Below are 5,760 nucleotides of genomic sequence, written 5' to 3' on the forward strand. Positions count from 1 at the left end.
CCGCTGTCGGGATCCCGCTCGAGAACTTTCTTGAACAGAGCCTCGGCCTCGTCGAACTTCCCCAATCGCTCCTGGATGGCCGCCATCTGGAACAAGAGACCGACGCTGTCGGGGCGAGCTTCGAGCCGGGAGCGCAGAAACGCCTCGGCATCTTCGTAACGCTTCTGTCGCTGATAGATCTCGACGAGGGCCTGGGCGAGCATTTCGTTCTCTGGCTCGTCCTCGCATAGCGCGATCGCCTTCTGGATCGCGGTTTCGGGTTGTCCGAGGGCCTCGACCACCTGAAAATCGAGCATGCTGAGCCGAGGGCTCGGTGGCGTCGCCCGTGACATCGCGGCGTCCAACGTCTTCCGCGCATCGGCGGCCCGATCGGCTGCCAGGAGCGCCTGAACGTGAAAAGCCTCGAATCGCTCGTCGCCTTCCGCAAGTTTCTTCGCTTCGACGAATGCAGCAATGGACTCCTCATGGCGATTCAGCTCACCCTGTGCGAAACCGATGTGCGCCCAGTATTCGGCTTTACGGAGCTTCTTTTGGCTTTCCTCCACATGCTCGATTGGCAGCTCGAGGAGCCTGCGCCACTCCACGATGGCCTCGTCGTATCTCCGTTTTTCTTCGAAGACCCCGGCCAGGGTGAACCTTGCGAGCACGTGTTCAGGCTCGAGCGAGATGGCCCGTTGCAATACTTCCTGAGCCCGGTCCAGGTCTTTGAGCTCGCGCAGCACCATGCCCAGTCCCACGGTGCCGATGACGTTTTCGGGATCGCCCTCGAGCGCCGCCTCGAACTCCTCGCGGGCCCGCTCGAGCTCGCCTGCGTTCGCGAGCGCATCCGCGAGACGAATCCGCGACTCGACATCTTCCGGGTCCGCATCGACGAGCTCGCCGTAAACCGTCGAAAGCTCGGAGAAGCGTTCTTCCTTTGTCAAAAGCCGTACCAGGAGCTCGCGGGCCTCGGGCTGGCGGGGCTGGACCGCGAGCGATTGTTGCAGGAGCCGGATGGCCGCGTCGACGTCTCCTTCTCCGTTTCGCACCTGCGCGAGAAGGTACATCTCGTAGTACGCTCGTGGCTCCTGCCGAATGATTTCCTCGAGATGCCCGGCGGCATCCGACAAGCGGCCGTTTGCCAGCAACAGACGGCCGAGCTCCGTACGGCTCTGCACGTCGCCCGGGTCGAGGCGCACCGCCTGCTCGAACGCTTCGACCGCGAGCGGCGCCAAGTCGGGACTTCCATTGTCGCGCAGCAGCGCGAAGTAGAGTCTTCCCAGGATACGGTAGGCGGCCGCCTCGTTCGGATCGAGCTCGACCGCTTTCTTCGCACTCTCGATCGCTTTGTCGATGTCTCTCTGTCGCTGATAGAGCTCGGCGAGCTGCACCAGTGGGTAAGCCGCCTCGGGATCGAGCTCGGCGGCTCGCAGGTAATGCGGGATGGCGCGATCCAGCTGCATCTGCATGGCGTACATCCGACCGAGGCAGAACTGGTAGTAAGCCTCGGCTTTGGATTCGGCCGGCCCGGCCGGTTGTGCTTGAACGACCCTCCCACCGGCGGCCAGCAGCACGCCAGCGAGAGCGACGACGGCGGTTATCTTCAATGATGCCTCACATCAAATTATAACGCTTGTTGCCGAGGGCTCCGATCCCCTTATGGTATTGTTCGCGGGCGACCGTACACCGATGATCGTCGAAGCCCGGACCGTTGCCGTGTCGCGAACGACAACCGGCCCATTCCCCGGAGAATCCCTTTTCGTCTACGGAGTTGCGGTCTGGCTCGCGCTGGTTCAGATCTCCATCGCCGCGTCGGAGATCGTGCTCGCCATCGTCGTCCTCGCCTGGCTGGTTCTCCTCCGAAGGCGGGAGACCGCCTTCGTCAGGCTTCCACTGGATCGCGCCTTCGCCGTCTATGCGGGAGCAAGCCTCGCCTCCGCCATCTTCTCGTTCGCCCCCCACGCTAGTCTCTTGGCCAGCAAGAAGTTACTTCTTCTGGTCGTGCCCTATCTGCTAGTGAGCGTCCTCCGTCGAAAAGAGACTCTCGAAAGCCTCACCCTTCTCATCATTGCCGTGGCCGACCTGGGGGCCCTGCTCGGCCTATGGCAGTACACCCTGTCCGATCTGGGTGATCTCGATAACAGAATCCGGGGCTTCATGGGGCACTACATGACCTATTCGGGCCTCCTCATGTGTGCTTCCGTGCTTGCGGTGGCGCACTTGCTGTTCCGACGCAGATATCGGTGGTTTCTGGGAAGTAGCCTGGCCGTGATCGGACTCGCGCTGCTCTTCACTCTCACTCGAAGTGCGTGGGTTGGGACGCTCGCGGCTTCCATTCTCCTGATATGGGTGAGGAATCGCCGCCTGCTTCTGGCCCTCCCCGTGCTGGGAATCGGGGCCATCCTCGTTCTCCCCGGGGACGTGGAGGAACGCCTGGGCTCGTTCCTCAGGCCCGATGTGTCTGGCTGGGATAGGATGTATATGCTTCGCGCCGGCGCGCGGATGATCGCCAATCATCCTCTTCTCGGAGTGGGGCCCGACATGGTACCCGACGTCTACCCGATCTACATGGTGGAAGAAGCGCCGTTGCGCGAGAATCTGCACCTTCATAACAACCTCGCTCAAATCTCTGCCGAGCGCGGGTTGATCTGTGGGATCTCCTGGCTGTGGTTCTTCGGACTCGCTCTGATCGCGAGCATCCGCGGCTTTCGCCGGGCCAAACCCGATGACGAGATCTCGCGTGCTCTCGCCGCGGCCGCTCTGGGCGTAATGGTCGCGGCATTTTCCGCAGGCCTCTTCGAGTACAACTTTGGCGATTCCGAGTTCCAGATGTTGTTGCTGTTCACCATGACCGTTCCTTTCTTCCTCGAGCGAGAGAAGAGAGCCTCCGACTGATGGAAGTTGCCGAGTTTCTTAGTCGCGCTCGAGGCCTCCCGGTGCTCGTGGTCGGCGATCTGATGCTCGATCGTTTCGTCTGGGGACGAGTGTCGCGAATCTCCCCTGAGGCTCCCGTACCCGTGGTGGAGATCGAGCGCGAAGACCTTCATGTCGGCGGCGCGGCGAATGTGGCGAAGAACCTCGCGAGCCTCGAAGCGGAGCCTCTCCTCGTGGGAGTGCTCGGTGACGACGAGCCCGCTCGTCAGTTGCGGCTCGCCCTGGCGAAGCTCGGACTCTCGGACGAGACGGTGATCACCGACCCCTCGCGCCGCACCACGGTCAAGACCCGAATCATCGCCCACAGCCAACAAGTCGTTCGAGCGGATTGGGAGTCGACCAGTGACATCGATGGGAACGTCGAGACGAGAATGCTCGACGCGCTCGAGCGACGGACATCGAAAGCTCGAGCGATGGTGTTCTCCGATTATGCCAAAGGTGCGCTGACGCCCAGGCTCATCGAGAAAGGGATCGAGCTCGCCAAGCGGGCAGGCATTCCCGTCCTCGCCGATCCCAAGCTGAAACGTTATCGGCGTTATCGCGGAATTCGACTCCTCACCCCCAATCTCGGCGAAGCCGAACGGTTCACCGGCATCGCCATCCATTCCGAAGACGACATCGCTCAAGCGGCCCAGGCGCTGCTCGATGAGCTCGAATGCGATGCGGTGCTGATCACGCGCGGGGAGCAGGGAATGTCACTTTACGAACGCGACGCCCAGGTTTTGCACATCCCCACGCGGGCGCGTGAGGTGTTCGACGTCACCGGCGCGGGAGACACCGTGATTGCCACCGCCGCTCTCGCGCTCGCCGCCGGGGCCAGCCTGGCGAGTGCGGCCGAGTTAGCGAACCGCGCCGCCGGAATCGTGGTCGGCAAGCTGGGGACGGCCGTAGCCCTTCCACAAGAGCTTCTGGCGAACGTCCGGGCCGACAAGAACTAGCCCAGACGTCAGTGGCGAAAGTGTCGCCTGCCGGTGAACCCCATCGCAAGCCCGCGCTCGTTGGCCACCCGTATCACGTCTTCGTCGCGGACCGAGCCCCCCGGTTGAACGACCGCTCTTACTCCGGCGTCGGCCAGGACCTCGACACCGTCGGGGAAAGGGAAGAATGCGTCCGAGGCGGCCACCGCGCCTTGGAGCGAGCTGCGCGCTTTGGAGACGGCGAGCCGACAGGAGTCGACCCGGCTCATCTGACCCGCACCCACGCCGAGCAGAACGTTCTCTCCCGCCAGGACGATCGCGTTCGATTTGACGTGCTTGGCGACGATCCAGGCAAACTCGAGTGCGCGGCGCTCGATCTCCGTCGGTTCCCGCTGGGTGACGATCTCGAGCGCGAACTCCTCCTCTTCGCGATCCCAATCCTGGACGAGAACACCGCCGACCACACGGAAGAAATTCGAGCCGGCCCAGGCGGAAGCGACGTCATCGACTTGCAACAGCCTCAGGTTCTTCCGTCCTTTGAGCACTTCGAGTGCGTCTCCGTCGAATCCCGAAGCGATCACCGCTTCGAGAAACGTCGCCGAGAGCTCATCGGCGGTCGCCGCGTCCACGCGACGGTTCAGCGCGACGATACCGCCGAATGCCGAGGTGGGATCCGCCTCCCGTGCCCGGACATAGGCTTCGGCCAGAGTGTCGGCGACCGCGGCCCCGCAAGGGTTCGTGTGCTTGATGACGCAAGCGGCGGCTCGCTCACGCGGAAGCTCCCTCACGAGGCGGAACGCCGCGTCGAGATCCAAGATGTTGTTGTACGAAAGCTCTTTTCCGTGGAGCTGCTGCGCCCCGCCCATCCCGATGGGAGCGTCCCGATAGAAAGCCGCCGCTTGATGCGGGTTTTCGCCGTACCGCAACAGTTGTACCCGTTCGAACGTGAGGGTGAGTCTCGAAGGAAAGGACGCATCCTCGTAGGCATCGAGGGCGATCGAATCCCCTTCGGCACGAAGACGCTCCACGTAAGATGAAATCGCCGCCTCGTAACGCGCGCTCGATCGGAACGCCTTCGCCGCGAGATAGACGCGCGTCGCCATGTCCACGCCCTCATCGAGCTGTTCGAGCACGGTGGGATAGTCCTTCGGGTCGGTAACGGCGAGAACATATCGGAAATTTTTGGCCGCGGCTCTCAACATGGAGGGCCCGCCGACATCGATGTTCTCGATGACCTCCTCCAGCCCGCATCCCTCGGCGACCTTCTTCTCGAACGGGTAGAAGTTGACGGTGACGATATCTACGAGACCGATGCCGTGCCGATTCAGCTCGGCCATGTCGGTGTCCAGGTCGCGTCGGGCGAGGATTCCTCCGTGGATCCTCGGATCGAGCGTCTTCACCCTACCGTCGAGAATCTCGGGAAACCCGGTGACCTCGGAGACCCGGACGACGTCGATGCCCTCGCGCTCGAGCGCGAGCGCGGTTCCCCCGCTCGAGACGATCCGATACCCGCGCTCGGCAAGACCTCTCGCGAATTCCGGAAGCCCATCCTTGTTGGCCACGCTCAGCAGGGCGCTCTTGGTGCTGGTCATTGGGCTGCTATTCTAACCCCGATCCGACGTTCTCCTGGTCGCGAACGGGCGGGGGCGGCCGATCGTTCACGAGTCCCGCCACGGCATTGAGTACGTCATGGTTTCTTCGAGAATCGATAACCGGTGAAATCACCGTTCGCGTTCTTCCAAGCGGACAGCCAGAGGAAGGAAGCCGCGGTGACGCCTCGAGAGTAGCTCAGAGAGAGCTCTCCATAGGGGATCGACCGGTAGTCGAAGCTCTCGGCCGGCAGGACTCGTCCTTCCTTCCAAAACGCGGTCTCGAGCGGCTCGATAGACGCCCGAGTGGCGTCACTCAGTCGCGACAGGAGATCGGGGAC

At 62.8% G+C, this 5,760-nt stretch carries 5 protein-coding genes; 2 read left to right on the forward strand and 3 right to left on the reverse strand.

Annotation, left to right across the window (positions count from 1 at the left end):
- Positions 1-1,586, reverse strand: a 1,586-nt coding sequence (locus VEK15_25670) for a tetratricopeptide repeat protein (GenBank protein ID HXV64114.1), incomplete at its 3' end; no start/stop codon positions are given.
- Between the two features lie 82 nt (positions 1,587-1,668).
- Here VEK15_25670 and VEK15_25675 point away from each other — a divergent pair.
- Together VEK15_25675 and rfaE1 are read left to right on the forward strand one after the other, a co-directional pair.
- Positions 1,669-2,874, forward strand: coding sequence for an O-antigen ligase family protein (locus tag VEK15_25675; GenBank protein HXV64115.1), 1,206 nt, complete (start codon positions 1,669-1,671; stop codon positions 2,872-2,874).
- A complete protein-coding gene (gene rfaE1 / locus VEK15_25680; GenBank protein HXV64116.1) occupies positions 2,874-3,851 on the forward strand; it encodes a D-glycero-beta-D-manno-heptose-7-phosphate kinase in 978 nt (325 codons plus the stop codon). The genes VEK15_25675 and rfaE1 overlap by 1 nt, the downstream gene beginning before the upstream one ends.
- A gap of 8 nt (positions 3,852-3,859) precedes the next feature.
- On the opposite strand, the gene purH is transcribed toward rfaE1, so the two are convergent.
- Both purH and VEK15_25690 read right to left on the reverse strand, forming a co-directional pair.
- Positions 3,860-5,422, reverse strand: a complete 1,563-nt coding sequence (purH, locus tag VEK15_25685; protein HXV64117.1) for a bifunctional phosphoribosylaminoimidazolecarboxamide formyltransferase/IMP cyclohydrolase — start codon at positions 5,420-5,422, stop codon at positions 3,860-3,862.
- A 95-nt stretch (positions 5,423-5,517) separates the two neighbouring features.
- Positions 5,518-5,760 (reverse strand): hypothetical protein (locus VEK15_25690; GenBank protein HXV64118.1); only part of this gene is annotated, 243 nt, incomplete at its 5' end.

It is taken from the genome of Vicinamibacteria bacterium, assembly GCA_035620555.1.
Lineage (GTDB): Bacteria > Acidobacteriota > Vicinamibacteria > Marinacidobacterales > SMYC01 > DASPGQ01.